We start from the raw sequence: 25,955 nt of genomic DNA on the forward strand, positions 1-25,955 counted from the left end.
GCGCGTGTTACTTGAGGGTGCTGCACCTCAGCGCGCGCCGATCTTGCACAAGTAGTCCGCATAGGCGGCAACGAAGCAGTCGCGCGAATGTTCAAGATGGCAGCGATACAGCAGGGCAGAGGTGCATGCACCGCCGGCGGCCCACTAGCTTTGGTCCGGAACGGATGCTGAAGCCGGTCTCCGAATACTTCAAAGCGTCGCGTGGACCGGTAATGCTCCTGTCGTCGAAAAGGCCGTTCCTGACGAAGACAGGATGGTCCCATTCAAGACGAAAGCCGACAGTGATCACAGTATCCAAGACAGCGCCCTGCAGCTCTTGCCGATGTGCCCCCTCGAGCCAAGGTGTTTCCGGCTCGCCGGTTCAGCAAGCAGATGAGAATGCAGCCGACCCGCTCTTTTCAAGTGGTGGAGCATGCGGTTGGGCCAGTTTGGCGCGGCACGCCATGGATGCGCATCCATCGGAACCGACCGTGGCACTTGCGCATTTTCGCTACGCTCAAACTCACGAAGGCGTTACATGGCAGTCGAAGCTTCCCGCCCCGACCATCGCACTGGCCCAGAAGAACTCGCTCACCGCCTTCGACAACAGAAGCTTGCCGCCGACTTCGGTCACTTCGCTCTGCAAACGCACAACATGCAGGCGCTTCTCGACGAAGCGACGCGGGTCTGCGCCCTTGGGTTGTCCAGCGGCTATTCGAAGGTACTGGAATATCTGCCGAACGAGGACCAGTTCATCATCCGGGCGGGCGTCGGCTGGAAGCCCGGCATCGTGGGACATGCGCGTGCGGGGGCGGATTTGAACAGCCCTGCCGGATACGCCTATCAGATGGACGTGCCGGTGATATCCAACGATCTTGACCGGGACGACCGCTTCAGAAATCCACGGATCATGCGCGAGCATGGGATCAGCGGCGCTATCAACGCTCCGATCCATGGAAAAAACCTAAGGTACGGGATCCTTGAGGCGGACAGCTCCACCCCGTGCAAGTTCGAAGAGGCCGATCTCTCCTTCCTCGAAGGGTTGGCGAACCTGCTCGGCGTCGCCCTGGAGAGGCAGCGTGCCGAAGACTCTTCGCAGGCCAAAGAGGTTCGTCTGATGGAAAGCGAAGCCCGCCTGAAACAGGCGATGGCGCACCAGCAGGTCCTCACACGCGAGATCAGCCACAGGGTGAAGAACAGCCTCGCGATGGTTGCCAGCCTTTTGAACATCCAGGGCCGCATGTCTACGGAACCTGAGGTTCAGAGGGCCCTGTCGGACGCTCAAACGAGAATCCATACCATTGCGCAGGTGCATGACCGCCTGTGGAGGAACAACGAAGTCCAGACCGTCGACCTCGCCGAATTCATGTCGGAGCTATGCGAGCAGTTCAAGCAGACGGCTCAGCCTGGTAATACAATCGAATATGACTTCCTGCCCATTACTGTGCAGACCGACCAGGCGGTTCCTCTGGGGCTGCTCACCAACGAGCTGGTGACGAACGCGTTGAAGTACGCCTATCCTGAGGGACAGGGCGTCATCTCGATTTCGATCCGGCAGACGGACCACGGGCACCTGCGCCTCGAGGTCAGCGACTCCGGGGTCGGGCTGCCTGATGGGTTCGACACGGCGAGCTCGAAAAGTCTCGGGATGAAGGTGATCAACAGCTTCAGCCGGCAGATCGGCGGTCGCCCGGCATGGGAGGACGCCAACCCCGGCACTATGTTCCTCCTCGACTTCTTCCCGCAGGACAACAGCGACCGCTCTTGAGCAGGACACAGAGTGCCGTCCTGCCGACGCAGGTCCAGGAGGAGCCTCGTTCTAATTGTATCCGTGCACAGCGAATAGGAACAGTGGAACGTAACTTTTGCCAACGAGTTGCGGAAACCAGAGTAGGTAACCGGATCAACCGCCATATGAATGAAGAAGAGTTCGAGCAGCTAAAGCGGCGGACACAAAAGCTCGAGGAAGAAGTGTCAACGTTGCGTGCTGCGAATGATACGCTGCGTGGCGACTGGCACCGCGCGGTTGTTGAGAGCGCTATCGATTTTGCTATCATCGTTCTCAACAGCCACGGCATGGTTCGCGATTGGAACCATGGGGCGGAGCGCATCCTTGGCTGGACTGCCGGCGAAATGATCGGACGTCTAGCGGATGTGTTCTTCACACCTGAGGACAAGCTTGGTCAAAGGCTGCAGACGGAGATGCGCCTTGCATCAACCGAAGGCAGGGCCGAGAATGAGCGATGGCATTTAAAGAAGGATGGATCCCGGTTCTGGGCAAGCGGCCAGATGATGCCGCTGATAAACCCAGATGGCTTCCATGATGGTTATGTCAAGATCCTGCGCGACCGCACACAGGAGCATCTAGCTGGGCAGGAGCTGCAAGCTGCTGTGTCGGCGCAGCAGCGCTACCGGGATGTGCTGGCCTCAACAGAGGTCGGCTTCTGTGTTTTAGAATTGATCTTCGACGACAAAGGCATAGCGATTGATTACCGCTTCATAGAAGCCAATGCTGCTTTTGAGCAGCAAACCGGGCTGAAGGAGGCTGCTGGCCGTACAGCAATTGAGCTGATCCCTGAGCTCGAGCTATACTGGGTAAGGACTTACGCCGACGTTGCCCTAAGCCGTCAGCCCGTAAGGTTCGAGCACCACTCGGAGGCCATGGGCCGATGGTTTGACGTTTATGCGTTTGCCGTAGACGAACCGAAACACCACAGGGTCGCGCTACTGTTCAACGACCTAACCGCGCGCCGAGAAACGGAGGAGGCCCTACGCCAGAGCGAGGCTCGGTTCAGGACGGCGCTGGAGATCGAGACAGTAGGCGCGCTCTACTTCGATATGGACGGCAAGATTACGGATGCCAACGCCGGCTTCCTTAGGATGAGCGGCTACACTAGGGAAGATCTCGAACACGAGACGCTAACATGGCAGGATCTGACGCCGCCGGAATGGCTGGAGGATTCGGTAAAAGCATTTGATGATCTGCGGGCGAGGGGCCAGACCGTCCCATACGAGAAGGAATACCTCCGAAAGGACGGCTCTCGATGGTGGGGGCTTTTTGCAGCCAAATTGCTGCCGGGCAATGTTGGATTTGAGTTCGTGCTGGATATCACTGACCGCAAGAAAGCTCAGGAGGCTCTCCAGGAATCAAACGTGTCTTTGGAACGGCGTGTCGAGGAGCGGACCGCTGATCGAGACCGCATGTGGCGGCTTTCAACGGACATCATGCTCGTTGCAGACTTTGAGGCTAAGATCCTTGCAGTCAACCCTGCCTGGACCAGCCAGCTTGGATGGAGCCAGGAGGAACTGCTACAAAAGGACTTTCTCGCACTTGTTCATCCTGATGACCTAGAGCCTACTTTGGCGGAAGTCCACAAGCTGTCGGAAGGTCAGACGACGTTGCGTTTCGAGAACCGTTACCGCCAAAACGACGGCGGCTATCGCTGGGTCTCCTGGACGGCGGTTCCGGACGAGCAGTTCATCCACGCAGTCGGCCGAGATGTACAGGCGGAGAAAGATGCGGAGGAAGCTCTTCGGGCCACGGAAGACGCTCTGCGTCAGTCTCAAAAGATGGAAGCCGTGGGCCAGCTGACCGGAGGCATTGCTCACGACTTCAACAACCTCCTTGCAGGCATCTCCGGCAGCCTCGAGCTGATCAACATTCGCTTGCCGCAGCGTCGGTTCGAGGATGTGGAGCGTTATGCTGCCGCTGCACTTGGTGCAACAAAGAGGGCTGCCGCCCTGACGCACAGGCTTCTTGCTTTTTCGCGACGACAGACACTTGATCCAAAACCCACGGACGTCAACCGTCTCATAGAGGGTCTGGAGGATCTGGTGGGTCGAACCGTTGGTCCACAGGTGGACATCGAGGTGATGGCTACTGCCGATTCATGGCCTATTTTGGTAGACCCTAACCAGTTGGAGAATGCGATCCTGAACCTTTGCATCAACGCAAGGGACGCCATGCCAGAGGGTGGTAGGATTACGATAGACACGTCCAACCGTACGTTTGACAAACGCGGCGCCCGCCAAAGAGGGATGGATCCAGGAGACTACGTCTGCGTCTCCGTATCCGATACCGGAACAGGCATGGCTGAAGATGTCCTTTCCAAAGTCTTCGAGCCATTTTTCACGACAAAGCCTATGGGAATGGGAACAGGCCTTGGCCTGTCGATGATCTATGGCTTTATCCGGCAGTCCGGCGGACAAGTTCGAATGGATTCCATCCCCGGCAATGGCACGACTGCCGAATTGCTCCTTCCCCGGCATCTGGGTGAGCAAGACAACACTCCAGCCAAAGCACAGCCGGCAGACGCACCGAGGGCAGGTGCAGGGGAAACAGTGCTCGTGGTGGATGACGAGCCTATGGTCCGCATGTTGGTGGTCGAAGTGCTCGAGGATCTTGGTTACGCTGCATTGGAAGCTGAAGATGGAGCGTCGGGGCTGGAGATCCTGCAATCGGATAAACGCATAGATCTGCTGGTCTCGGATGTCGGCCTTCCAGGCGGTATGAACGGGCGGCAGATGGCGGATGCGGCACGGCAGACACGTAAAAACCTCAAGGTGCTATTCATCACCGGATATGCCGAAAAAGCCGCCGTCGGCAATGGAGACCTGGAACCAGGCATGCATGTAATGACAAAGCCATTCGCGATCGAGGCGCTGGCCACACGGATCAAGCAGTTGATCGTTGACAGCTAGCAACAGAGAGCCGCCTGAAGCGCTTATGACGCGCTGCTGCCACGCCGTCGTATACAAATAGAAGGATTTCACAGCCATCGGCTTCGGCAGCATGCAGAACTGATGCCGGAGCATTATGCGCTCCAAAGCGCTTATCGCGCCTCCGGCATTCCCCCACCTCGGAACGGCAACCTAAGAAAATTCTGTTGGGCGGGGCGGCCCATTGCGACGCGAGCGAGGCCCGCCTACTTCCTTATCTCGCCGTTACAACTACCCGATTACGACCCTCGGCTTTTGCTGTCAGCAGGGCAGCATCAGCACGCGAGACAATGGTCTCGCCTGAGCCTCCCTCCGATGAAGCCGCGACGCCAATGGAAACCGAAACCGTTCCGATCATCTGCCCAGCATAAGAGAGCGTCGTGCTGTTGACCTTCCGGCGGATCGCCTCGGCATACTCTGCTCCACCTTGTTCGTCATAGTCCGGCAGCAACACCGTAAATTCCTCACCCCCGAAACGGTAAGCGCTGCCAGCCTCTCCAACGCTCTCGCGCAGTATCTGCCCCACATGGCGCATGACCATGTCTCCCGCATCATGACCAAATTGATCATTGAAGCGCTTGAAATGGTCGATGTCGATCATCAGACATGCAAGAGGTTCCTTAGGATGGTCCGCTAGGCGCGTTTGAAGCGTCTCTTCCAGGTGGCGGCGGTTGAACAGACCGGTAAGCGGATCTCGAATGGCGAACTCCGTCAGTTTTTCGCGAAGCTGGAGGTTAGCGATCGCCAGGCCAACATTTTCAGCAATCAACTCGAGGTAAAGCCGGGAGTTTGTGAGCTCTATCGTGCCTTCTGCGTTCTTCTCCAGGTAAAGCAGGCCAATCATCTCCCCTTGCGCCGTCAGTGGTACACAAAGCGCCGACACCTTGGCGCCGTCGAGGTGTTGGCATGGCACGTCTGTGTCGTGGACGCCGCTAATATGCGGACGGCCGCGGCGTAGTCCCCAGCATGAGGAAGCAGGAAGACTGTCCCCCGCATGCTTCGGCTGTTGCCAAAGAGCGGCCCCGATCAGAGTCGTCCTGCTTTCATTGAGAATGTAGAGCCCACCTGAAAGGTCAGGGAATATCTCTGGTGCCAAGCGAGCAACGACGCCCGCAAGCTCACCCTGGTTATGGCATGCCTGCAGACGATGCATCATCTCCAGAATGAGGTCCTTGGTGCGCTGGTCGGCCTGCCGTTCAGCATCTAGGCGCTCCTTCTCAATGCCATTGGCCCGAAATATCTCGATTGCCTCGTTCATTTCGCCGATCTCATCTCGCCGGAGATCTGGAAGAATCTCGACAGTGTAATCCTGCTTCGCTAGCCGCCCGACGATCCCGGTCATGCGTGTCAACGGCATAGTCACACGCCGCCTCAAGATGAAGTACAATACCGCGAGGAACAACGCGCCGGTCATTCCAAGCATAATTTTGGCAATAAGGCTCCACCAGTCGCTGCTGGCTCGCGCTGCGGCCAGCTGAGAACCCGTGCGCGCAGCCGTCAGGTCGCGAAAATGGCTTACAGTCTGTAGAAGGGCAGATTGCAGCCGTTCATGCTCCGCACCAAACAAGATCTCTTGCGCGTGAGCCTTATCTCCGCCCTGGAAAGCCTGGATTGCCGATGCTTCTATCTTATCAAGCTCTTCTGCATCTCGGGCGATATCATCAAGCGCCTGCGTCTCGGCGGGAGGCAGTCCATAAGACACTAGCCTTGCTGCCGAAGCTTCCCGCTGCCGTTCGGCTTCTTCTTTAGCATGGAATGCTTGTAGATGCCGCTCCTCGCCCCGCATGACGTAGAGGCGAGCCTCATCGCTCCTGACCTCCGCGCCTAAAGCAAGTTCCTCCGCAAGCACATCAAGCGTCAGGTGCTCCTCTACGGCAACACGCTCTTCGACAGCGTTGCGGGACGACATGATGAAGGATGCGCCAGACAAAGCGGTCAAAGCAACGGTAACAGCGTAAGCCCAGTTGGTGATGGTACTTATCTTCATGAACGGACGATATCAGAGCCATCGTGAGGGAGAAATGAAAGAAGAACCTAAATGAATGCCATTCCCATCGATTGAGGTTGCGTCGGCGACTTGATCTTCCGGGTTGAGGAATAGATGCCGGCCGAGGCCCATCGAGTCACCGCGTCAGCCGAAGGCCTGCTGTTCCAGAGGTTGAGCGCACGAACAGCTTGACCATCGCGGCCTGCATGTCGTCATCGGGACCTACTTCGAAGAAGAGGTCGTCCGACGCACATTCCTTCAAGCTGGAGGCGATGCGGTCGGCAAAGACTTTCTTAATCAAACTGTCCCAGGTGCCGTCACCGTCAAGTGGGATATAGGTCGTGTAGAGGATGGCGAGTTTGATGTTCTTGTCCTTCAGCGCCTTGCACGACTTTGTGTCGATTGGCTCAAGACAGCGACCCTTGTTGCCCTCCCAACTCCCCCCGCAGCTTTTGCCAAGCTTGAGACTGTCAGCGACGCCGTCGGTGACGAAGTAAACGATTTTTGCCGGATCAGCCGCGCTGCTACCCGTACCGCCATTGCCGCCAATCTCCTTGCCGATTTCAGACAGCGAGGTGTCGAAGCTGGTCAGCGCATTGTCATTGAACCAATCATGATCCGTCGTCATCAGCGCTACATTGCCCGTCGCTTTTGAAGCGCTCGTCATGTCGAGCGTCAACCCAGAGATCTTGTCGATACGGTAACCAGGCTCCAGCGCATATTTGCCGAAGGAGTAAGCGGCGATCCGGTACTGATTGGCTGAGACGGACATCTCTGTGCGGATTTTTTCGATCAAGGCTTCTGCCGCCTTGGCAACGACATCGGTACGCAAGGTAATGCCGTTGGCGCGGGCGACAATGTAGGTGCTGTTTGGATCCTCGTTGAATTTACCGCTATTGTCATAGTAGCCGAGATGGCATGCGAAGGCGCACTTGTTGCTGGTGAGGCTCTTGAGTTTTGCAATGTCCTTGCGCGTTGCGGCGATCCCCATGGATGGGGTGTTGTCCAACAGCATGTAGAAGTCGGTGTAGCTTTTCGCTTCCCCGCCGGCCATCGCTGTCGCGGTGCCTGAAATCGGCACGAAGTCCCAGCCCAGGATGCGCATGAAGGTCGTCGGCACTTCTGCTGAGAAGGTGGCGGTGGATGTCACCGCTCCATTCTTCCGCATCACCTTCATCGAGACATCAAGGTTCACCTCAGCTAGATTGGATGCACCGGCTCCGGCCCGCTGAGACAGAAAGATCTTCTTGCCGTCTTTCTCCGCAATCTCGATCTCGCCGTCGGATGTCATGGCCTGAACGGCTTTATAGCTCGGCGACCCTTCAGAAATGGCACCCAGAGCGGCAGCATCTGCAACGCCCAGCAACTCCGTGCGGACACTCAATGCTTGACTGAAGTCCATAACCAAACCGGTTGCGCCCACGAGCGGCACGAGCAGCAGTCCGGTCATCATGCCGAAGTTGCCGGATCGGTCTGAAAACAGCTTCTTCAGCGAAAGCATTTGGGTTTGGTCTCTACAGCATGATAAATAACTGAGGGAAGATCGCAGACCGAAGTGAAATTGAACTTAACATCGGTAACAAACGCGATGTCTTGGCCGCTTCATTGGAATGTCTCGAGGGAGCAAACGTCAGGCCGCTGACTTGGAACTCCCTCAGGAGAGCCACACCCTGGTCGAGGCCTCACCTCTTGGAGCCGACTAAAAACGAGGGAGGGCGGGGCTTGTGGCCCCACCTTTTCATGTTTGCTGCTTGTGCTGAGATCAGAATTCTTCCCAGCTGTCGGCGGCGGCCGATGGCGCGGCGGCGGCACTTGAGCGGCCGGTAAAGGCCTGGGCGATCTTGCCGACCATGCTGCGGGCTGGCGAAGCGGCAGGCGGCGTATAGGAATTGACGGCCCTCACCGGCGTGACTGGCGAAACGATAGGCCTGCTAGACGCGGGGCGCGTAGCCGACTGAACCGACACAGGTCCACCGGCACCGAGGTCGAACCGGCCGATCAGTTCGCGCAGGCGGGCGGCTTCATTGGCAAGCGTTGCGCCGGCGGCATTGGCTTCCTCGACCATGGCGGCGTTCTGCTGCGTCACCTGGTCCATCTGGTTGACGGCCGTGTTGACTTCCGACAGGCCGACCGACTGCTCGCGCGCCGAGGTGGCGATCGAGTCCATGTGCTGGTTGATGGTGACGATGTAGCCTTCGATCGTCTTCAAGGCGTCGCCGGTTTCGCTGACCAGCTTGACGCCGCTTTCCACGTCGACGGAGGAATTGCGGATCAGGTCCTTGATCTCCTTGGCCGCCTTGGCGGAACGCTGGGCCAGTTCGCGCACTTCCTGGGCAACCACCGCAAAGCCCTTGCCGGCTTCGCCTGCACGCGCCGCTTCGACGCCGGCATTCAGCGCCAGGAGGTTGGTCTGGAAGGCAATCTCGTCGATCACCGAGATGATCGAGGAGATCTGGCTGGAGGACTGCTCGATCTTGCCCATGGCATCGACGGCATTGGCCACCACGGCGCCGGAATGTCGGGCGCTTTCATTGGCCTGGATGGCCACCGTGCGGGCTTCTTCGGCGCGCTTGGAGGAGTTCGACACATTGGCGGTGATCTGGTCAAGAGCCGCGGCCGTCTGTTCGAGCGAGGCTGCCTGCTGTTCGGTGCGCTTGGCGAGGTCGTCGGCGCTCTGGCTGACTTCGCGCGAACCGCTGTCGATCGAGCTGGTCGCCTGGGAAACGGCACCCAGCGTGCCGCGCAGCTGTTCCACGGCCATGTTGAAGTCGGCGCGCAGGCTTTCGAAATCGGCGGCGAAGGGCTGGCTGAGCTGGAAGCTGAGATTGCCGGCGGACAGCTGCTTCAGGCCATCGGCGAGACCGCTTGTCGCCTGCGCCATGGCTTCGGCACGGACACGATCCTGCTCGGCTGCACGACGCTGCTGTTCTTCCGACTGATGACGCTGGGCAGATGACTCGCGTTCGAGCTCCAGCCCGCGCAATCCGTTGTCCTTGAAGACCTGCACAGCACGCGCCATGCCGCCCACTTCGTCCTTTCGATCTGCGCCGGCCACCTCGGCCGTCAGGTCGCCGTCGGCTAGGCGCCGCATGACGTCGCTAAGCGCACGCACCGGCTTCACAAGCCAAGTTTTGATGGCGAAGTAGCTCACCAACGAGATGACTATGATACCGACGATCACCGAGATGATGTTGCTCCAGTAAGTGTCGGTAGCATCATCAGCCAACTGGGCGCGGCTGGCACTGGTTGTTTTGGCAAGCTCTCCAACTTTGGCAACGAAGGCCGCTGTCATTTCCTCGAAGTGAGGGTGACACTGCTGAAAGAACAATGCGGTGGCGCTTTTGAGTTCCAGATAACCGATGGCCGTTGTTCCAAGTTGCACGGCCTTCTGGCAGTTCTTGTCAACGGCCTCTAAAGCTTTTTGCTTGAGATCCTTGATGACGGCATCATCCGGAAGATCTGCAATCGCCTTGTCCATAAAGCCGGAAAATTGCTCCCGCCCGAGGGCGATCTTGTTCAAGGCTGCCTTGTCCATGTCGGCATCCGTGGACATCAGTACGTCACTCATGGAGCCCCTTACCGATTGAAGTGCACGACTTGCGCGAGACAAAGCGGTTGATGCATCCGCCTCATGAAACAGAAGATATGAATAGCCGGCATCAACGGCTTTGATCTGCTTTCCGGAATAAAAGGCAGTGCCTAAAGCAAACAGGCCAAAGGCGGCAAGAAGGAGTAAAAACTTGCTGGTTATTGTAACGTTCTGCATGAGACCTGCCCTAAAGGAGAATGGTCGAGGTCCATCGGTCGCAAAATCGCAACGGCAGGCAGATGACCAAAGGCCAGTGCACCTGGAGATGACCTTCATGTCATCCGAGGGAGGACTACGAGATCTAATGGTTTAGTTTTTATGGGAAGTTAATGCCTCACCGGCCGTCTTCGCCTTTCGACTTGGGAGTCCCGCCAACATATCCTTATCAGAAACCGCACCCGGCCAAAATCGGACCTACGGATGCTGATCAGATCGCGCCAGCCTTTAAGGCGAACCAGACGGGGACGCTGGCAATGACCAGCGCCGCGACACAAGAAACCGCAAACTTGATCAGATATGCTCGCCTTGCTTTTACGGCATCCTACTCGTAGGTCATAACGCTCCTCCAGCATTCCGACAGAAAGACTGAGGGAGAGCAGCCAGCAAGTTGAGTGCACGGCTGCAACAGCCCGTTCAAAAGCATCTGAAGTAGCATAGCAGCATCATGACGATCAGCGCTGCAGAGGTGCTTCGCTTCCTTGCCTTTTGCTCAACATAGCGGTGGATGTCCCACTCATAGAACATAATTGCCTCCTGTTCGAGATCTCTTGCTTAGCTTCATCTACTGGAGCGGAGCTTGCTGATCTGCTGGTGGAGGCTCGCCTCAGCCTGGTGAGCCATGGGTGAGCCCTGATCATCGCGGCCGCATATAGCAGGGCCGCCTCTACCTGAGTGTCAGAGGCCCAACCGATGGTGATCGGCAATGATATAGCATGAAGCTCGGCAAGAGCATCTCTGGCGTTGGCGCTTTCAGCGTGCCGATGCCGCCCCGCATGCCAGGATGACAAGCACGCATTGTCGAGAAGCACGCTTCTCTTGAAGCCATTGGTCCAATCAACATGGTTTGCTGTGCGCACCAGGTCTTCTTTGAAATTTGTGGTGCGGCTCACGAAGATCTCCAGAGCAGACACCCTTGCTTCGAAATCGTTTTCGTCAAGTGAAGCGCCGAGCATGAGCCAGGATGTGCTTGTCTTGCTTCCCCTGGAAGGAAAGATATGCACGGACACATCGGAGTTGTGGTGAGACACCAATTGCCTCTCTCATTGGTTCAGCTTCACCTATTGGTCAGTCTGAAGCCAATCTTGTGCCACCTGCGCCCGTCTCGCTCGATCAAGCTGTCGGCGCCGGCTGGACCCATACTTCCCGGATCGTATTTTTCCGGTGCGGTCGGATCTTTAGACCAAGCGTCCAAAAATGGCTGAACCGCTGCCCATCCTGCTTCGATCCCATCAGCGCGCTGAAAGAGCGTTTGATCGCCGATAAAGAGGTCATAGATGAGGGACTCGTAGCCCGTGGTCTTGCCGATATCAAATTTATCGGCATACCGAAAATCGAGCGAGACTGGCTCAATGTCGACCATAGGTCCTGGTGACTTGATCGAGATTTCCATGCTCATCCCTTCATCCGGCTGCACCTGGATCACGAGACGGTTCGGCGGCAGCTTTCGTGTCACCTCGGTCTCTCGAAATTGCGCAAAAGGTACCTTGCGGAAAGTGATAACAATTTCGGTGTCACGCGCCGTCATTGCCTTTCCGGTACGGAGGTAGAAAGGGACACCGGCCCAGCGCCATGTGTCTACGAGCAACTTTAGCGCCACAAAAGTTTCCGTCCTGCTGGCGGGTTTGATATCCTTTGTATCCTGATAGGCCGGCACGTTCACGCCATTGAGCGTGCCTGCTCCATAGGTGCCGCGAACCGCGTACAATTTCGCTTCCTCTTCTGTGTAAATGCGAAGGGCCTTCAGCACCTTGCTTTTCTCGTTGCGGATCGCCTCTGCGTCGAAACTATTTGGTGGCTCCATGGCGATCATGGCGAGGAGCTGGAACAGGTGGTTCGGCACCATGTCACGAAGTGCACCAGTCGCGTCATAGAACTTGCCGCGGCTCCCGACGTCCACCACCTCCGCTGCCGTTATCTGCACATGATCAATATAGTTGTTGTTCCAGAGTGCCTCGATCATCATGTTCGCGAAGCGAGCGGTCATCAAATTCTGAACGGTTTCCTTGCCAAGGAAATGGTCGAGACGATAAACCTGCGCCTCTGCAACGCGTTCAAGGATCCGCGCGTTCAAAGCCTGTGCTGATGCAAGGTCGGTCCCGAAGGGCTTCTCAATCGCAACGCGGCGAAACCGGGTTTCGGTTTCCCTCATCAACCCGTGATCGGCGAGCTTCTCAACAATCGGCCCAAAGAAAGCGGGCGGAACCGCCAAGTAGAAGGCAGCGTTTTCATCAGCGCCTAGACGCGCAGCAATATTATCGAAAATATTGTCCTGGGTGAAATCGCCACTCAAATAGAAAATGCGAGAGCGCACGCTGTCCCAAGCTTCATCCTTTTCGGTCTCCTCTTCAACACCTGGCGTTAAGTGGATGAGAAACTCATCGAGCCGCCGACGCAGGGATTCGTCATCCCCCTCCTCTATGCCAATGCCGAGGATGGAGAGGCTGTTGCCGACAAGGCCGCTACGGGTGAGATTGATGATCGCGGGAACCAGCAGTCGCCGGGTGAGGTCTCCTGTCGCACCGAAAATGACAAGGGTAACAGGCGGGGCTTGTTTAACGGTCACGGTGGGCTCCAAAACAGCGGGAGGCGGATATAAAGCACTTTCCTATGACGGCAATTGCCCAACCCGTCACTGCCCGATTTGGCTCAACGGCCTCAGCTCTCACTGCTCACTGAGATGGCGGTAGGCAAAACAAGAAAGCCTGACGCTTCGACGACTGTAGTTGCCCGCCTTCAGCACATCAGTGACAGTCAGCTGTTGTGCCACAGGTCAAGGGTTTGCAGACTGAACGACGAGAAGGTCGTGTAGCCCCCGCAGAGGCCGATTATGACGAACAGGCGCCAGTTCTCAGGTACTGGAAACCGGCCCGAGGCTAGGGTCAAGGTGCCAAATAGCCCAATCATGAAGGAACCGGAGATATTGATGAGGAATGTGCCCACGGCAGATCCTTGCTGATCGGTGCGGCAAGCACGGACACTAGGTAGCGCAGAAACGTTCCGATCGCGCCGCCCAGCATTACGACGAGACATGAGGTTAAAAGACATGAGGTACTCCTATCAACGGTCAAAGCCTGGTAGCCTTGAGCCGCCAAGCGATTGATAGGAGTCATCAGCCCACGGCGGGCGGTTTCGGGGAACCCCATCCCCAGCATGCCTCGCAACATATCAAGGAGCCCGCCGGCTAAGGAGGCGGTTACACCGTCCTGACCCGCTAACCTTAATATCTGGCATGGTAATCTCTCCTGCAGAGTCTGAAACCGTACCAAGTACAGACACTGCGTCTTCCCTGTGCTATTATAGGGTATCGTTCGCCACAATATCAGGGCGCGAACGGCAGGGAGATCATCACTCTTGCCCCAAGCAAGAGACACCCGTGCCCCATTTTCCAAAGTTTCAGAACCGCCTCCTGGCCCAACTTCCCGCTGGTGAAATGGCTGCGCTCCTCCCCTACCTGGAGCCCATCGAGCTGCCCCTGGGCTTTCGCATCGTTCTGGCTGCTCAGAAGATCGACTACGTCTACTTTCTTGAAAGCGGGCTGGGCTCGATTGTGACGGTTTCTCCAAGAGGCCAGAAGGCGGAGGCTGGAATGTTCGGCTGGGAAGGCTTTGCACCAACGCCGCCGGCGGTAGGCTTCGGCCAAAGCCTCCACGAGGTCGTTATCCAGTCCCCGGGACATGGCCACCGTATCGAGCTTCAATCGCTTTGGAACCTGACGAAACGCTGTCCGTTCCTCGCCAATCAGCTTAGCCGCTCGTCTCACAATCTTGCCACCCAGGTTTCCTATACGGCTCTGTCGAACGGGGTCCACAAAATCAATGTCCGGCTGGCACGCTGGCTGCTGATGTGCCAGGACCGCCTGGGGGGAAACGAGATCGTTATTACCCATGACTTATCGCGCTCATGCTTGCCATCAGGCGTCCAAGTGTGACGACCGCGCTTCATGTTCTCGAAGGCAAAGGCTTTATCCGCTCGCTGCGCAAGCTCGTGACCATGAGAAACCGCCGCGCCATGGAGGAATTCGCCTATGACGCCTATGGTGAGCCAGAAAAGGAATACCGGCAACTCTTCGACATGTCTTCGTACCCCGACCGTGCTGCTCAAGATAGGCTGGTTTCCAATGCCGATGGCGCTGAGGTTTTTCCATTGGTCATCGATCGTACAGAAGCCAACATAGACTGTGTCCATCAGCGGAACGTGAGGTGAATCATGCCATTATTCTATTTCAACATCCGCAAAAACGACGCCAATGTTGAGGATATCGAGGGGGAAGAGCTTCCGGATCTCGGGACGGCTACAGCCTACGCTGAGGAAAGCATCCTGGCCATGGTGGCCGAGCAACTGAAAGCGAAGTCTTCGGTCGATGTCTACGGCATTGAGATCACCAATGCGGAGAAAAAAGTTATCGCTGTGGTCTCAACAGGTGAGGTTTTGCCTAAGGTCATCCCGCCGACAATCCTGCCTCGATAGCCCTATTCGGCGCATCCGCTGCGCTTGGACCACCTTCAATGAGCTATCACTCAGCTTGTCGCAGTGCGACTGGCGCCTCCCACATGCGCTTACTCCTTACGATGAGACCCGTTCCGGCGAAAGCGCCCAAGCACGATAAACAAGGCCAGGGCGAGCAGACCCAGCGCAACAATGGCCGCCAGGGACAGGGAGATCCCCAGCCATTCCATCGCCAGGGCCATCACAAAGGGCGCCGAGGCGGAGACGATCAGGCGGGCCGCCATCATCTTCCCCTGCAGCTTGCCGTAGCCCTCACTGCCGAACAGCGCGAGCGGCAGGGTGCCTGTGACAATACTCAGCAAGCCGTTGCCCATGCCGAAGATGACCGCGAAGAGCATGGCACCGGAAACGGACGGCGCGGTCAGCTCCAGGACCAGCGTGCCGGCGGGGATGAGTGCGGCCGAGATCATGGCGAGGTGCAGCGCGTCGAGGCGTATGCCGAACAGCATGTTGATCAGCCGGCTGGCGACCTGCGACGGGCCGAACAGGGTGCCGACGAGTGCGGCGGTGGTGCCCAGCCCCAGACCTGCCAGCAGCGGCACCATGTGCACCAGGACGGACGCGCTGGCGAGATATTGCACGGCGAAGGCCGTGGTCATCAATATAAAGCCCATGCGCCGGTGCGACGGCGCCAGGGAGCCGGCGACCGGAGTGGCCGGATTGGTGGCGGCCTCCCGGCGGCTGACGGTCAGGCCATAGGACAGCCAGGCGTGAAGTGGCAGGCAGACCAGCAGGTTGAGCCCGGCAAATACCAGGTAGACGTTCTGCCAGGACAGCTGCGCGTGCAGCGCCGTCGTGATCGGCCAGAAGATCGTCGAGGCGAACCCAGCGATCAGGGTGAGATAGGTAATGCTCTGCTGCGCCACCGCCGGCCGGAGCTGCACCAACAGCGCGAAGGCCGCGCCGTACTGGACCAGGTTGGCAGCAACCTCGATCGCCACCAGGGTAACTGTAAAGGCTCCCTTCCCCGGCGCATAGGCGCAGGCAACCAGGGCAGCGGCTGCCACGGCGGAGCCGATGGTCATGACCCGCCCTGCCCCGATGCGATCGATCAAAACGCCGAGCCACGGAGCGGTGAGCCCGCCGACCAGCAGCGCGATCGACAGGGCGCCGAAGATCCATTCCTGCGACCAGGCGAGGCTTGCCGCCATGTCCGGCGCCAGGATGCTGAAGCTGTAATAAAGGGTGCCGTATCCGATAATCTGGGTGACACCGAGGGCGGCGATCGCGCCGGTCGGCAGCCGTGCGGTCATATGGAGTTGAGGCTCACGCGCTGCTCCAGCTTCTCAGCCTCTTCCTTGCGCTCACTGTAGCGGTCGGTGAGATAGGCCGAGGCGTCACGGGTCAACCAGGTGAACTTGACCAGCTCCTCGCATACGTCGACGACGCGGTCATAATAGGCCGAGGGCTTCATGCGACCATCGGCGTCGAACTCTTGGAAGGCTTTGGCAACAGAGGACTGGTTCGGGATGGTAATCATACGCATCCAGCGGCCGAGGACGCGCAGCTGGTTGACTGCATTGAACGACTGGGAGCCGCCGGAAACTTGCATCACCGCCAGGGTTTTGCCCTGCGTTGGACGCACGGAGCCTACAGCCAGCGGGATCCAGTCGATCTGCGCCTTCATGATGCCGGTCATGGCACCGTGACGTTCGGGGCTGACCCAGACCTGGCCTTCGGACCAGGCCGACAGTTCGCGCAGCTCCTGGACCTTGGGATGGTCCACGGGCGCGGCGTCCGGAAGCGGCAGGCCCTCCGGATTGAAGATCTTCACTTCACAGCCGAAGTGTTCGAGCAGCCGCGCGGATTCCTGCGCCAGCAGCCAGCTGTACGATACCTCACGCAGCGACCCGTAAAGGATCAGAATGCGCGGCTTATGCGTGGAGAATGCCGGACGAAGCGCGTCTCGGTCCGGCTGGCGCAGATGCGCGAGCGATGCGGCAGGCAGATCAGACAAGGCGCTTGCCCTTCGCATTGAGAACCTGTTCGCCGTCTTCCTTGGTGAACGGGCCTTTGTGGGTGTCAGGCAGGATGTCGAGAACCGCTTCCGACGGCCGCGACAGCCGCGTGCCCATGGGCGTCACCACGAACGGCCGGTTGATCAGGATCGGGTCCTTGAGCATGGCGTCGATCAGCTGGTCGTCTGTTAGATCCGGGTTATCGAGGCCGAGTTCGGCGTAAGGGGTGCCCTTCTCGCGAATGGCTTCCCGCACGGTCAGCCCGGCGTCAGTGATCATTTTGACCAGTTGCTCGCGGCTGGGCGGGGTCTGCAGGTATTCGATGACGGTGGGTTCGATGCCGGCATTGCGGATCAGCTCCAGCGTGTTGCGCGAGGTGCCGCAGGCGGGGTTATGATAGATGGTGACGTCCATGGTGTTAGACCCTCTTGATGGTGGTGGCGTTGGTCCGGACGGCGGCGCTGCGCTCGTACCAGCCCTTGCTGCGGTTGACGATCCAGACCACCGACAGCATCACCGGCACCTCGATGAGGACGCCGACGACGGTCGCGAGTGCCGCTCCTGAATTGAAACCGAACAGGCTGATGGCAGCCGCCACCGCCAGCTCGAAGAAGTTGGAAGCGCCGATCAGCGCCGATGGACCGGCGACGCAATGCTCCTCACCGGTGGCCCGGTTGAGCAGGTAGGCGAGACCGGAGTTGAAGTAGACCTGGATCAAAATCGGCACGGCCAGCAGGGCAATCACGGTCGGCTGGGCAATGATCTGCTCGCCCTGGAAGCCGAACAGCAGCACCAGTGTCGCCAGCAGCGCCAGCAGGGACACCGGCTGGAGCTTGGCGCCGAGTCGGTTGACGTCAGTCACGCGACGTAGGACCTGAGCGGCAATCACCGGCAGGACGATGTAGAGCACCACCGACAGGATCAGCGTGTCCCAGGGGACCGTGATGGCTGAGAGACCCAGCAGCAGGCCGACGATCGGCGCAAAGGCGACAACCATGATGGTGTCGTTAAGCGCCACCTGCGAGAGCGTGAAATGCGGCTCACCCTTGGTGAGATTCGACCAAACGAAGACCATGGCGGTGCAGGGTGCGGCGGCGAGGATGATCAGGCCGGCAATGTAGGAATCGATCTGGTCGGCCGGCAGGTACGGCCGAAACAGGTAACCCACGAACAGCCACCCCAGCAGCGCCATCGAGAACGGCTTCACCGCCCAGTTGATGAACAGGGTGACGCCGATCCCGCGCCAGTAGCGGCTGACCTGGGTAAGCGACGCGAAGTCGATCTTGAGCAGCATGGGAATGATCATCAGCCAGATGAGCACCGCGACCGGCAGGTTGACCTTGGCAACTTCGGCCGTGCCGATCGCCTGGAAGACGCCCGGCATGACATGACCAAGCGCGACACCAACGATGATGCACAGAAATACCCAGACGGTCAGGTAGCGCTCAAAAGTGGACATGGCTTTACCCTTTGATTGTCTTGGAAAGCAGTGCGGCCGAAGCCGGGCACAGGCTTGCCGCCTGGCCGGTCGCTAGGATCGCATCCGGCGCCGCGGAGCGGTCGATCCTAGAAAAGCCGAGGTGTTCAAAGAACGGGGCGGCGGACTCGGTCAGCAGGTAGACGGTGCGGACGCCGTCCGCTGCGGCCTGATCGAGCAGGCGACGTGTAATCACCTCGCCATTACCCTTGCCGCGCTGCGGCGGCAGAACGACCAACGAGCGCAGCAACGCGACCTCCCCGTACTGCTTCAGACCGCCAAAGCCTACCGTCTCGCCGTAATGCGTGAACCGGAAGAAGCTACGCCCGTCCTCATCGAGATCATCGACCGGCAAGCTCGCGGCCTGCAGCGCCTCGCGCAGGCCAACATCGGCTTGGCCGATCCGTTGCTGCTTCAGATCCCCAGGCTCGTTGACGGGCAGGATCATTGCAGGCTCTCCTCCGGAGACGGGGCGCAGCAGGCGGCCACTTCGGCGGCCGGTGCGCAGATTTCCGGGTGCCCGGCGCAGCAGTCTTCCATCAGGAAGCGGATCAATGCGCCCAGGCCCTCGTAATTGGCGGTGTAGATGATCGAGCGGGATTCCCGCTGCTGGTTGATCAGCCCTGCCCTCTCCAGCTCCTTCAGGTGGAAGGAGACATTGGATGGCGAGACGCCGGCCTTCTCGGCGACGGCGCCGGCGGCCATGCCGTCGGGTCCTGCCACCACCAGCATGCGCACGATGTGCAGGCGGGTTTCCTGCGACAGTGCGGCGAATGACATGAGGGCTCGACCTTCTTCCATATTTCTACAATCCTTGAAATGTTGAACTATTGGTAACTCATATGAATGCGATCGACAAGCCCCTTTTTGGAATCCGACATCAGCCTGGGCCGCCTTCTGGAGGTCGCCGACGCTGCCCGCGACCTGCCTTGGTGTTTTCCTTAGACCGTCGGCCGGTGAGGCCAGGCTATCATGACACCGAGGTGAAGGCCGGTAGTTTACCGCGATGATCACTTCAGCCCAGGTGTTCACGTGATCGAACGTCTGCAGCGTAACACCCAATATGGCCGGGGCAGTTTGCCTGCTTCCAACCGGCTTCATGCCGATGTCTGCCTCTCCTGCGACTACAAGCGTTGGTACAGAGATGCGTGCCACTGCCTCTGCTACGTCCCGCAGAACATGGCGAGATCGCCTTTTTGCTTATATCGAAGGGGAGTCGATCGTCATCAGCCAAGCTGTATATTCTCGCTGCGTCGGGTCGCGATCGTGCCCTAGCCGGGTTTAGCGGTCGGATGCATTGATCCGCTCAAGTAGCTTTGCCATCATGTAGCCAGCGAAAGGCTCCAGCTTACGGTCCTCTGGGAAACTCCCGTGACTCATCCATAAGCGCGATCAACCAAAGCCATGATGACCAGCCCAGTTGCTACGCCGGCTGTAAAGAGGCTCGATCCAAGAATAACACTCCTGGGTGACAGTCGTCGCCGCTTGGAGGCACCTGTATCGGCTTGATTGACGGCAGACGCTTCAAGCATGGTGTCTTCCTGGATCGGCTCCGGGAATGGTCGGGTCTCCCGCCCAGTCGGTAGTGCGACGTCCGAGACAGGGACATTGGCGACTGTCACCTGGCGAATATTATCTTCATCGTATCTCACGGTGAACTCTACGGCGCCATCTGACTGTAGCTTCGTGAGGACTCTTCGGGCTGCTTCGGCTTCATCCGCGCCTTCCACGAGCGACGTCTGGGTAACGAGGTAGTACGGCATGCGGGACTTCTTTCTATTCGCGCGATGCATTGTGATCGACCGGAACGACTTGGTCGGTCAAGGGACCGCAACCTTGAACACCCCTGCTCCTCTTACCAAATCATGTTCGACCCGCTGGTCCGGGCCCCTCTGGTGAATGTCTTCGGCGCTTTCACGATGTCGGACCTTAAACCGACAGATGCCGTGAACACGGGACCAGAATGATGATCGCAAACATTGCTGCATGGATTTTTACGCTGTTCGTTATCGATCCGCTGCATGCCGAGATGCGGCAACATCTCGATCGTGCAAACTTGCCGGTTGAGCTTGTGCAGCAGTCGCGCCAGTGCCTGACTAATGAGGTTCCACGCCTGATCGACAAGGCCGGCAATGAGCCGGGCTGGGCGGCGGCTATGACGGTCGGCATCTCGATTGGCTGGATATCACCTGAGCAGCTGTTTGACGGGGCCGATCCGAGCTGCGGCGCGTTGCGCGGACTGATCAACCCACAGACGGCGCGCGAGGCGGAAGGTTGACCGTGGCAAAGCCCGACTACGAGCGCAAAACCAGCACGGCATCCACGATCTTCTCCCGTCTTGTGGCGGAGGCACGCAGCCGGGGCGGCTTGACGATCGCCGACGCCCTCGAGTTGATGGGAAGGTCCGGCTTCGGTTTCGTTATGCTGCTTCTGGCACTGCCGGCGTTGATCCCCATTCCCGGTCCTTTCGGAATGATATTCGGCTCAGCGCTTGCAATCGTTTCGCTCCAGTTTGCGGTGGGACTCGAATCCCTGTGGCTTCCGTCCCTGCTGGCCGATCGCCGCATATCGGCGAAGGCATTCGACGCATTGGAGCGGTATGCGTCGCCGCTGGTCCGACGGATCGAGCGTTTTGTTCGACCGGGTCGGATGAAGGCGTACGCCGGGCCGCGCATGCCTTACCTGCTTGCGCTTCCTATCTTCTGCCTTGCGGTCGCCGTCGCTCTGCCGATCCCGTTTGGAAACCTAGCCCCTGTCGCGGCACTCTGTGCTATCGCCGTTGGTTTGATCGAGCGCGACGGGCTCGTGGTTCTTCTCGGCCTTGGCATGACACTCATCGCGCTTGCCATCACAGGAGCGCTCCTTTACATGATGGCTGGTGTTATCCCCTGGATTTAAGCTCGTCCTCGCGGACGCAAAAGTGCGGCTTCATCGGGGCTAACACGATGGGGCATAAGTCAGCCGCGTTCCTTGCAGTCCGCCCGGATCTCCGCGGTGACTTCGAAGACGGCCACAATGCAAGGGCGATCAAACTGGACTGTCCGGTGAGACACGGATCGCGGACTCGTAACAAGCTGATGTATCGCTTTGAAGCAATTCAAACCGGCGACCGCGTTGCTCTAAGAAGAGATCTAACGTTGCAGGGGGCTGGCCGCGGATGGTCTATGAGTGTGCTGCCGGAAAATCTTTGTCGCGAAGTCCCGAATTGCTACGTTATAGTCTTGCGACTTCTCGAGGAAGCCCATGTGGTTGACGTGGCCAAACGTCTGCAGGAACGCACCAGGCACGGTTTGAGCAATGTGCCTGCTGGCATCGGGCTTGGTGACGATGTCTGCCTCTCCTGCCAGGACAAGCGTTGGTACAGAAATTGCTGCCAGTGTCTCTGTTGCACGCCACCGAAACATTGCAAGATCACCCCGCGCTTGCACAGATGGAGAGTTGGTCGTCATCAGCCAAGCTGTATGCTCTAGCTGGCTTCGCGTCACCATCGTACCGTAACCAAGTCTCGCGGTGAGGTGCATTGATCCACTCAAGTAACTCTGCCACGACATCAGCCATGCCAGCGGCTTGAGAATGATCTGAAGCCACATCATCGGCTCGATCAACGGCCATCGCAACAGGCGAAGCAGCGGGCTTAAGATGATCGTGCGCAGGGGGTTAGTGTAGGTCGTATTGACCAGCACCACGCCGGCAACCGCCTGCTTTTGCACATCAGGGTGATCCCGCAGGAGAGTTTGGATCGCCATGCCGCCGATACTGTGCCCTACCAGTAGGACAGGCTGCTGGAGGTGGCCCAAGAGGACCTGCAGGTTGTCAGCCATGTTTGACAGGCTCACCTGCTTGGCGCTTGATCTGCCGAGACCCGGGAGGTCCCAAGTCACAACACGGAAATCGCGCGACAAGTCGCGTACGCCATACTGCCAGACGCTATGATCGAGTGACCAACCATGCGTAAGAAGCATGGTCGGTGCGTTCGCCGGACCATCAATAAAAACTTGTAGCCTCTCTCCATCGGCACCCGTGATGACTATGCCGTTCTCGTTACCTTTCCTCATGGGTGCGGTATCCGGCCGCGTCAATAAGAATAGAGTCGGCCACCTACCCAGGAACGACCAGGCCAGCAGAAGGCCGCCAACCCATAGTCTCCAAGCGTCACGATGCACTTCGAACGTGGCGTCAGGCCTTTGAACGACCTCGCCGCGATACCAGGTCCAGAATAAGTAGATCGAGATTATGAGAATGAGGGATGAGATAAGGGAGATTAGCGGGCGTAGCGGCGTCATCAGGTGCTCCAGATTTGCTACCCGAACCTGACGTCAAAGACAAAGTTCCTTCTCACGCTACCGACCAAACGTTCAGCGCTAGAAGCAATCCGGCATTGTAATCTGCACCAAAGGACGGAGCTTTAAATACCCGAAACCTGACACCCCCTGCGTTGCCTCCTTCCCCCTTAAGGGCTGCGTCGCCTTATACGATCATTTCGCTCGGCGATGGCTTCAGCAAGGTGCTGGCGATCTTCCAGCGAAAGAGTGGCCGCAAAGTTCAGAGCTTCTTCCTCTACCGCTGGCCGTACTTCGAAGTCAGCACGACGGGCCTCGTCCAGCACAACCTTGAGAGCCGCCAGATCCAAGTGAGGAGCCTTGATGAGCTCGGCTGCTGTAGTGCGCACGCGCCGGGCCACGACGTAGTGCTGAACATGCTCCCTGGTAGCGTCCAGCTTTACTTAAGCTGGTATCACCGCCATGCGCTTCTTCGCACTGAATGGTATCGAACTGCTGCGCCCCGGCTATCTGCTAAGGCTCTTCATGGCCTGCTTTACGGTGTGACAGGACTCCCCGCGTTGGTAGTAATTTTGCGGCAGTTGGCTCGAAGAGCTGCCTCCTTTTCGTGTATTGCTCAACACCTGCCCTGCAGGTAAGGAAGCCATTGAACGGACGCACTAGGAGTTAAACTTGCAGGTCCTTGTAAGAGATAACAATGTTGATCAGGCTTTGCGGTTTCTGAAAAAGAAGCTGCAGCAGGAAGGCATGTTTCGGGAGATGCGACTTCGGGAGCACTACGAAAAGCCTTCGGAAAAACGTGCCCGCGAGAGAGCCGAAGGCATTCGCCGGACCCGCAAACTGGCCCAAAAAAAGCTGAACCGAGAGCTGGGTATTGTGACGGCGAAGAAACCCAAGGTCGCTCCCCGCCCAAAAGTATCTGCTCCGCCTACTCAGTGAGCGATCGCAGGATCCCTGCAACCATGCCTGAACGCGAGGTCCGGGGGGGGTAACGAGGGCAAGGGTTGGTGCGGCCGCAGGCGTAGCCGAGGTTTGGGGCGGCGCCTGCTGGAGGTGCCGACGGTGCCCGCGACCTACCGCTGGTGTTTTTCATGACGGCCGGCCGGTGAAGCCGGGCTGTCATGCGAAAGAATTCAAGGCCGGTAGTTTGCCGCGATGACCCCTAAGGCTAAGACTTCAGGCAAAAAATTTGACCAGCCCTTTCGCCCTCGGGCTTTCAGGCGAACGGTAGGTAAACGGTATAGACTTCAGAAACGCAACCACGACGAGACGATTCAGTTGACACTGCAGCCTCAACTCATTGATTTACTGAGGACAAATGGTGCCCGGAGGCGGATTTGAACCACCGACACGCGGATTTTCAATCCGCTGCTCTACCAACTGAGCTATCCGGGCATCGAGGCTTCGAGAAGCCTTCCGACACGAAGTCGGCGGGGGTATCTCCCCCGGAAGCGAGCGGGGTTATAACATCTTGTTCGTTCATGTCCAGCACCAGAACCGACTTTTTTGACAGGTTTGCGAAAATCACAAATTCATGAACAAAAACAGGTGCCGCCTGGGCTAATCATCCGGAAACTCAGCTTTGGTCTCATCTTCCGCCACGGGAATGGCATAGGAGCCGGTCAGCCAGCGGGACAGATCCTGCGTCCGGCAGCGATCGGAACAGAAGGGATAATGGTCACGCAAGGACGGCCGGCCGCATTCGGGGCAAGGCCGCGTCTTTCTCAGCGGCTCGACCTTGCCGCCAGCTTTAATCGGTTGCGCCATGTTCACCCCTCCGGCCAGGCGGACGCCACCTCAAAGCCTTCGCCCGCCAGCAGCGTCGTGACTTCGTAGAGCGGCAGGCCTACCACATTCGTGTAGGAGCCGACCAGTTTCTGCACGAACGCGCCGGCAATGCCCTGAATCGCGTAGGCACCGGCCTTGCCCCGCCATTGGCCGGATGCCACATAATTCTCGATTTCGAGGGGCGAAAGGCGCTTGAAGCGAACCTTGGTCTGCACGACCTTCTGGCGGAACTGGCCGCCGGGGGTGACGAGACAGATGCCCGTATAAACCCAATGGCCGCGCCCCGACAGCAGATGCAGGGCCGCCGATGCTTCCTCGGTATATTCGGTCTTTTCGAGAATCCGGCGTCCGACCGCCACCACCGTGTCGGCAGACAGGATATAGCTGTGCCGCCAGGCAGGATCGAGGCGGATCGCGGCAAGCGCCGCTTCGGCCTTTTCGCTCGACAGCCGCCGCGCCAGCGAACGGGGATGTTCCGATTTTTTCGGCGCCTCGTCGATATCCATGGGCATCAACCGCGCCGGCGCGATGCCGGCCTGGTTGAGGAGGTCGAGACGGCGCGGAGAGCCGGAGGCCAGTATCAGCTTTTGTTCTTGCGCCATGAGAGCCCGCCGCGGATGAGGAGATTACTTGAAGCGGTAGGTGATCCGGCCCTTGGTCAGGTCATAGGGCGTCATTTCAACCAGCACCTTGTCGCCGGCGAGAACACGGATACGGTTCTTGCGCATGCGGCCGGCGGTATGGGCGATAATTTCGTGTTCGTTTTCGAGCTTGACCCGGAATGTCGCGTTCGGCAGCAGTTCGGTAACGACGCCCGGAAACTCGAGGACTTCTTCTTTAGCCATCTAAGGGTTTTCTTCCTGTTTTGGGTGCTGGGCCAACGGATAAATTCGCCTGCCCGGAATTTTGCGCGGAAACTACACAATCATGTCCGCTTTGTGAACCTCGCTTGAGAGCGATTGTAAATGTCTTTCAGGCCGTTTCGGCCGGATGCCGGCTCATGCCCGACAAACGCTCGTCGATCAAGCGCCACAAATGATCGCGAACTTCCCGATAAGCATCCAGCATCTGTTCCCTGGTACCCGTGGCAGCCGTCGGATCCATGGTTGGCCAATAAACGACCTCCACTGCGCTGGCGCGGGTGAGTTCGAGGGCGGAATGATGCGCTTCGGGCGTCAAGGTTACGATCAGGTCGAAGAAATCGTCTTCCAGCTCTTCCAGGGTACGAGGCTGGTGACGTCCGATGGAAAGCCCCACTTCTTCCAAGACCGCATCGACGAAAGCATCCCTTTCGCCGGACCGGACACCGGCTGACTGCACATATATATCGTGCGGCAGCAGCCGTTTTGCAATAGCTTCGGCCATGGGAGAGCGGATGGCGTTCCATCCGCACATGAACAAGATGGCGCCCGGTCTCACCTGGTTGCGTCCCGATGCGGGTGCAGTTTCCATT

At 58.4% G+C, this 25,955-nt stretch carries 24 protein-coding genes, 1 tRNA gene, 1 pseudogene and 1 riboswitch; of the genes and pseudogenes, 8 read left to right on the forward strand and 18 right to left on the reverse strand.

The window, feature by feature from the left end:
* Positions 1 to 517 precede the first annotated feature (517 nt).
* Positions 518 to 1,747, forward strand: coding sequence for a sensor histidine kinase (locus E2F50_RS12870; RefSeq protein WP_133316578.1), 1,230 nt, complete (start codon positions 518 to 520; stop codon positions 1,745 to 1,747).
* A gap of 83 nt (positions 1,748 to 1,830) precedes the next feature.
* Positions 1,831 to 4,680: a hybrid sensor histidine kinase/response regulator gene (locus tag E2F50_RS12875; protein WP_245515403.1), complete on the forward strand. Its 2,850-nt coding sequence runs from the start codon at positions 1,831 to 1,833 to the stop codon at positions 4,678 to 4,680.
* Positions 4,681 to 4,912: 232 nt separating this feature from the next.
* Here E2F50_RS12875 and E2F50_RS12880 read toward each other — a convergent pair whose 3' ends face one another.
* From E2F50_RS12880 to crcB, 5 genes and pseudogenes are all read right to left on the reverse strand, one after another.
* Entirely contained in the window at positions 4,913 to 6,685 is a 1,773-nt protein-coding gene (locus E2F50_RS12880; protein WP_133316580.1) for a diguanylate cyclase, read from the reverse strand.
* Positions 6,686 to 6,821: 136 nt separating this feature from the next.
* A complete protein-coding gene (locus E2F50_RS12885) occupies positions 6,822 to 8,186 on the reverse strand; it encodes a TadE/TadG family type IV pilus assembly protein (RefSeq protein ID WP_133316581.1) in 1,365 nt (454 codons plus the stop codon).
* A 261-nt stretch (positions 8,187 to 8,447) separates the two neighbouring features.
* Positions 8,448 to 10,451 (reverse strand): methyl-accepting chemotaxis protein, encoded by a 2,004-nt coding sequence (locus tag E2F50_RS12890; protein ID WP_133316582.1) that lies wholly within the window; start codon positions 10,449 to 10,451, stop codon positions 8,448 to 8,450.
* A gap of 1,096 nt (positions 10,452 to 11,547) precedes the next feature.
* Positions 11,548 to 13,056 carry a glucose-6-phosphate dehydrogenase gene (zwf, locus tag E2F50_RS12895; RefSeq protein WP_133316583.1) on the reverse strand — a complete coding sequence of 503 codons (1,509 nt, stop codon included), beginning with the start codon at positions 13,054 to 13,056 and terminating at the stop codon, positions 11,548 to 11,550.
* A 194-nt stretch (positions 13,057 to 13,250) separates the two neighbouring features.
* Positions 13,251 to 13,510, reverse strand: a pseudogene (gene crcB / locus E2F50_RS12900) (fluoride efflux transporter CrcB); the annotation flags it as partial.
* 76 nt (positions 13,511 to 13,586) lie between these two features.
* Positions 13,587 to 13,649, reverse strand: a riboswitch (Fluoride riboswitch).
* Between the two features lie 217 nt (positions 13,650 to 13,866).
* Between crcB and E2F50_RS12905 the strand changes: the two are divergent.
* The 3 genes from E2F50_RS12905 to E2F50_RS12910 are packed head-to-tail and all read left to right on the forward strand — an operon-like array spanning position 13,867 to position 14,960.
* On the forward strand, positions 13,867 to 14,421 hold the full coding sequence (locus tag E2F50_RS12905) for a Crp/Fnr family transcriptional regulator (protein WP_245515404.1): 555 nt from the start codon (positions 13,867 to 13,869) through the stop codon (positions 14,419 to 14,421).
* A complete protein-coding gene (locus E2F50_RS23405; RefSeq protein ID WP_245515405.1) occupies positions 14,418 to 14,696 on the forward strand; it encodes a hypothetical protein in 279 nt (92 codons plus the stop codon). The genes E2F50_RS12905 and E2F50_RS23405 overlap by 4 nt, the downstream gene beginning before the upstream one ends.
* Positions 14,697 to 14,699: 3 nt before the next feature.
* Positions 14,700 to 14,960: a DUF6894 family protein gene (locus tag E2F50_RS12910; RefSeq protein WP_133316584.1), complete on the forward strand. Its 261-nt coding sequence runs from the start codon at positions 14,700 to 14,702 to the stop codon at positions 14,958 to 14,960.
* Positions 14,961 to 15,049: 89 nt separating this feature from the next.
* On the opposite strand, the gene arsK is transcribed toward E2F50_RS12910, so the two are convergent.
* From arsK to E2F50_RS12945, 7 genes are all read right to left on the reverse strand, one after another.
* Positions 15,050 to 16,252: an arsenite efflux MFS transporter ArsK gene (gene arsK / locus E2F50_RS12915; RefSeq protein WP_133316585.1), complete on the reverse strand. Its 1,203-nt coding sequence runs from the start codon at positions 16,250 to 16,252 to the stop codon at positions 15,050 to 15,052.
* Positions 16,249 to 16,974: an arsenical resistance protein ArsH gene (arsH, locus tag E2F50_RS12920; RefSeq protein WP_161974133.1), complete on the reverse strand. Its 726-nt coding sequence runs from the start codon at positions 16,972 to 16,974 to the stop codon at positions 16,249 to 16,251. The genes arsK and arsH overlap by 4 nt, the downstream gene beginning before the upstream one ends.
* Positions 16,949 to 17,371 carry an arsenate reductase (glutaredoxin) gene (arsC, locus tag E2F50_RS12925; RefSeq protein ID WP_133316587.1) on the reverse strand — a complete coding sequence of 141 codons (423 nt, stop codon included), beginning with the start codon at positions 17,369 to 17,371 and terminating at the stop codon, positions 16,949 to 16,951. The genes arsH and arsC overlap by 26 nt, the downstream gene beginning before the upstream one ends.
* Before the next feature lie 4 nt (positions 17,372 to 17,375).
* A complete protein-coding gene (gene arsB, locus E2F50_RS12930; RefSeq protein ID WP_133316588.1) occupies positions 17,376 to 18,416 on the reverse strand; it encodes an ACR3 family arsenite efflux transporter in 1,041 nt (346 codons plus the stop codon).
* A gap of 4 nt (positions 18,417 to 18,420) precedes the next feature.
* A complete protein-coding gene (gene arsN2 / locus E2F50_RS12935; protein WP_133316589.1) occupies positions 18,421 to 18,882 on the reverse strand; it encodes an arsenic resistance N-acetyltransferase ArsN2 in 462 nt (153 codons plus the stop codon).
* Positions 18,879 to 19,235 (reverse strand): ArsR/SmtB family transcription factor, encoded by a 357-nt coding sequence (locus E2F50_RS12940; RefSeq protein WP_133316590.1) that lies wholly within the window; start codon positions 19,233 to 19,235, stop codon positions 18,879 to 18,881. The genes arsN2 and E2F50_RS12940 overlap by 4 nt, the downstream gene beginning before the upstream one ends.
* 575 nt (positions 19,236 to 19,810) lie before the next feature.
* On the reverse strand, positions 19,811 to 20,197 hold the full coding sequence (locus tag E2F50_RS12945; RefSeq protein WP_133316591.1) for a hypothetical protein: 387 nt from the start codon (positions 20,195 to 20,197) through the stop codon (positions 19,811 to 19,813).
* Between the two features lie 200 nt (positions 20,198 to 20,397).
* Here E2F50_RS12945 and E2F50_RS12950 point away from each other — a divergent pair, with 200 nt between their 5' ends.
* Positions 20,398 to 20,712 carry a hypothetical protein gene (locus E2F50_RS12950; protein WP_342635729.1) on the forward strand — a complete coding sequence of 105 codons (315 nt, stop codon included), beginning with the start codon at positions 20,398 to 20,400 and terminating at the stop codon, positions 20,710 to 20,712.
* A gap of 2 nt (positions 20,713 to 20,714) precedes the next feature.
* A complete protein-coding gene (locus E2F50_RS12955) occupies positions 20,715 to 21,332 on the forward strand; it encodes an exopolysaccharide biosynthesis protein (protein ID WP_245515406.1) in 618 nt (205 codons plus the stop codon).
* A gap of 233 nt (positions 21,333 to 21,565) precedes the next feature.
* Here E2F50_RS12955 and E2F50_RS12960 read toward each other — a convergent pair whose 3' ends face one another.
* On the reverse strand, positions 21,566 to 22,489 hold the full coding sequence (locus E2F50_RS12960) for an alpha/beta fold hydrolase (RefSeq protein ID WP_161974135.1): 924 nt from the start codon (positions 22,487 to 22,489) through the stop codon (positions 21,566 to 21,568).
* An 897-nt stretch (positions 22,490 to 23,386) separates the two neighbouring features.
* Between E2F50_RS12960 and rpsU the strand changes: the two genes are divergently transcribed.
* Positions 23,387 to 23,653, forward strand: a complete 267-nt coding sequence (gene rpsU / locus E2F50_RS12970; protein ID WP_133316594.1) for a 30S ribosomal protein S21 — start codon at positions 23,387 to 23,389, stop codon at positions 23,651 to 23,653.
* Between the two features lie 380 nt (positions 23,654 to 24,033).
* On the opposite strand, the gene E2F50_RS12975 is transcribed toward rpsU, so the two are convergent.
* The 5 genes from E2F50_RS12975 to E2F50_RS12995 form a co-directional block, all read right to left on the reverse strand.
* Positions 24,034 to 24,109, reverse strand: a tRNA-Phe gene (locus E2F50_RS12975).
* Between the two features lie 165 nt (positions 24,110 to 24,274).
* A complete protein-coding gene (gene yacG / locus E2F50_RS12980) occupies positions 24,275 to 24,481 on the reverse strand; it encodes a DNA gyrase inhibitor YacG (protein WP_133316595.1) in 207 nt (68 codons plus the stop codon).
* Positions 24,482 to 24,483: 2 nt separating this feature from the next.
* A complete protein-coding gene (locus E2F50_RS12985) occupies positions 24,484 to 25,104 on the reverse strand; it encodes a Maf-like protein (RefSeq protein ID WP_133316596.1) in 621 nt (206 codons plus the stop codon).
* 24 nt (positions 25,105 to 25,128) lie between these two features.
* Positions 25,129 to 25,347: a translation initiation factor IF-1 gene (gene infA / locus E2F50_RS12990; protein ID WP_004435948.1), complete on the reverse strand. Its 219-nt coding sequence runs from the start codon at positions 25,345 to 25,347 to the stop codon at positions 25,129 to 25,131.
* Positions 25,348 to 25,474: 127 nt separating this feature from the next.
* Positions 25,475 to 25,954 carry an arsenate-mycothiol transferase ArsC gene (locus E2F50_RS12995; RefSeq protein WP_133316597.1) on the reverse strand — a complete coding sequence of 160 codons (480 nt, stop codon included), beginning with the start codon at positions 25,952 to 25,954 and terminating at the stop codon, positions 25,475 to 25,477.
* Between the last annotated feature and the right edge of the window lies 1 nt (position 25,955).

The sequence above is a fragment of the Rhizobium deserti genome (genome assembly GCF_004358025.1).
In the GTDB taxonomy this organism is placed as follows: Bacteria; Pseudomonadota; Alphaproteobacteria; order Rhizobiales; family Rhizobiaceae; genus Neorhizobium; species Neorhizobium deserti.

What these genes read in the sequence shown, in the direction of transcription:
- E2F50_RS12940 (WP_133316590.1), bottom strand. Translation starts at nt 19,235, where the DNA reads ATGGAAGAAGGTCGAGCCCTCATGTCATTCGCCGCACTGTCGCAGGAA.
- arsC (WP_133316587.1), bottom strand. Translation starts at nt 17,371, where the DNA reads ATGGACGTCACCATCTATCATAACCCCGCCTGCGGCACCTCGCGCAAC.
- E2F50_RS12945 (WP_133316591.1), bottom strand. Translation starts at nt 20,197, where the DNA reads ATGCCGTACTACCTCGTTACCCAGACGTCGCTCGTGGAAGGCGCGGAT.
- E2F50_RS12890 (WP_133316582.1), bottom strand. Translation starts at nt 10,451, where the DNA reads ATGCAGAACGTTACAATAACCAGCAAGTTTTTACTCCTTCTTGCCGCC.
- arsB (WP_133316588.1), bottom strand. Translation starts at nt 18,416, where the DNA reads ATGTCCACTTTTGAGCGCTACCTGACCGTCTGGGTATTTCTGTGCATC.
- arsH (WP_161974133.1), bottom strand. Translation starts at nt 16,974, where the DNA reads ATGCGAAGGGCAAGCGCCTTGTCTGATCTGCCTGCCGCATCGCTCGCG.
- E2F50_RS12870 (WP_133316578.1), top strand. Translation starts at nt 518, where the DNA reads ATGGCAGTCGAAGCTTCCCGCCCCGACCATCGCACTGGCCCAGAAGAA.
- infA (WP_004435948.1), bottom strand. Translation starts at nt 25,347, where the DNA reads ATGGCTAAAGAAGAAGTCCTCGAGTTTCCGGGCGTCGTTACCGAACTG.
- arsN2 (WP_133316589.1), bottom strand. Translation starts at nt 18,882, where the DNA reads ATGATCCTGCCCGTCAACGAGCCTGGGGATCTGAAGCAGCAACGGATC.
- E2F50_RS12985 (WP_133316596.1), bottom strand. Translation starts at nt 25,104, where the DNA reads ATGGCGCAAGAACAAAAGCTGATACTGGCCTCCGGCTCTCCGCGCCGT.
- E2F50_RS12960 (WP_161974135.1), bottom strand. Translation starts at nt 22,489, where the DNA reads ATGAGGAAAGGTAACGAGAACGGCATAGTCATCACGGGTGCCGATGGA.
- arsK (WP_133316585.1), bottom strand. Translation starts at nt 16,252, where the DNA reads ATGACCGCACGGCTGCCGACCGGCGCGATCGCCGCCCTCGGTGTCACC.
- E2F50_RS12950 (WP_342635729.1), top strand. Translation starts at nt 20,398, where the DNA reads ATGATGATCGCAAACATTGCTGCATGGATTTTTACGCTGTTCGTTATC.
- yacG (WP_133316595.1), bottom strand. Translation starts at nt 24,481, where the DNA reads ATGGCGCAACCGATTAAAGCTGGCGGCAAGGTCGAGCCGCTGAGAAAG.
- E2F50_RS12885 (WP_133316581.1), bottom strand. Translation starts at nt 8,186, where the DNA reads ATGCTTTCGCTGAAGAAGCTGTTTTCAGACCGATCCGGCAACTTCGGC.
- E2F50_RS12880 (WP_133316580.1), bottom strand. Translation starts at nt 6,685, where the DNA reads ATGAAGATAAGTACCATCACCAACTGGGCTTACGCTGTTACCGTTGCT.
- E2F50_RS12995 (WP_133316597.1), bottom strand. Translation starts at nt 25,954, where the DNA reads ATGGAAACTGCACCCGCATCGGGACGCAACCAGGTGAGACCGGGCGCC.
- E2F50_RS12910 (WP_133316584.1), top strand. Translation starts at nt 14,700, where the DNA reads ATGCCATTATTCTATTTCAACATCCGCAAAAACGACGCCAATGTTGAG.